This is a genomic window from Shewanella salipaludis (assembly GCF_012911865.1).
In the GTDB taxonomy this organism is placed as follows: domain Bacteria; phylum Pseudomonadota; class Gammaproteobacteria; order Enterobacterales; family Shewanellaceae; genus Shewanella; species Shewanella salipaludis.
Genome location: NZ_JAAXYH010000030.1, coordinates 1 through 1,371, shown reverse-complemented (window position 1 = coordinate 1,371; position 1,371 = coordinate 1). Strand labels below are relative to the sequence as shown.

At 48.5% G+C, this 1,371-nt stretch carries 2 tRNA genes and 2 rRNA genes; all 4 read right to left on the bottom strand.

The features are described 5' to 3' along the window. Positions 1–104 (bottom strand): 23S ribosomal RNA (locus HC757_RS18845); the annotation flags it as partial. A gap of 329 nt (positions 105–433) precedes the next feature. Beyond that, positions 434–509, bottom strand: a tRNA-Ala gene (locus HC757_RS18840). 137 nt (positions 510–646) lie between these two features. Continuing rightward, positions 647–723 (bottom strand) — tRNA-Ile (locus tag HC757_RS18835). Positions 724–833: 110 nt separating this feature from the next. Continuing rightward, positions 834–1,371: ribosomal RNA gene (locus tag HC757_RS18830) — 16S ribosomal RNA — on the bottom strand; the annotation flags it as partial.

The window sequence follows — 1,371 nt, the reverse complement described above, 5'->3', positions numbered from 1 at the left end:
CTCAAATGCTTGTTACTAGCTCGCCAACGCTTTTCGCAAGTTACTACGTCCTTCATCGCCTCTGACTGCCAAGGCATCCACCGTATACGCTTAGTCGCTTAACCATACAACCCAAATGAGTTTCACTTGCGTGAGTCATCTGAGTTGCATTGCAACCAGCTTGGTTTTACTTGTCTCATCTCCGGGTAGGAGATGGACCGCCTTAGATTTTGAATATTCAAGACACTCAATAAAGTGTTTTGAGAACTCATGATGCAAGTGTTTCCACACTTACATCGGTTTGTATCAATTACACGACAGACATCATGTAATTAAATACTATCAGCTTTCCAAATTGTTAAAGAGCGGGCTTAAAAAAGCCAAAGATAAAATTTCGTTTATCTTTGGCATCTCTGTCCATATGCATAGCGACATAATCATTATGTCGTGTAAATGGTGGAGCTATGCGGGATCGAACCGCAGACCTCCTGCGTGCAAGGCAGGCGCTCTCCCAGCTGAGCTATAGCCCCATTTACATGCAGTGCGAGTAACTAAGATGTTCCAAACCTCTTAAAGGATTGGTTTGCCAATCATTTCTTACCAAGGCGGACAGTGGCGACGTTTAGTCTACTAAACGAGTCACTTTCCAACGCCGAGAAGGAAGGATTGGTGGGTCAGAGTGGACTCGAACCACCGACCTCACCCTTATCAGGGGTGCGCTCTAACCAGCTGAGCTACAGACCCATCTTAGTGATGTATCTATATTCCAAAGGAAACTACAGACCCATCGTTACTCTTTCTTCTATCAAGCAAATCTGTGTGAACACTCAAAAGCATCGAGTTAGTCGTATAGGTAAGGAGGTGATCCAGCCCCAGGTTCCCCTAGGGCTACCTTGTTACGACTTCACCCCAGTCATGAACCACAAAGTGGTGAGCGCTCTCCCGAAGGTTAAGCTACCCACTTCTTTTGCAGCCCACTCCCATGGTGTGACGGGCGGTGTGTACAAGGCCCGGGAACGTATTCACCGTAGCATTCTGATCTACGATTACTAGCGATTCCGACTTCATGGAGTCGAGTTGCAGACTCCAATCCGGACTACGACGAGCTTTGTGAGATTAGCTCCACCTCGCGGCTTTGCAACCCTCTGTACTCGCCATTGTAGCACGTGTGTAGCCCTACTCGTAAGGGCCATGATGACTTGACGTCGTCCCCACCTTCCTCCGGTTTATCACCGGCAGTCTCCCTAGAGTTCCCGCCATTACGCGCTGGCAAATAAGGATAGGGGTTGCGCTCGTTGCGGGACTTAACCCAACATTTCACAACACGAGCTGACGACAGCCATGCAGCACCTGTCTCACAGTTCCCGAAGGCACCAAACCATCTCTGGTAAG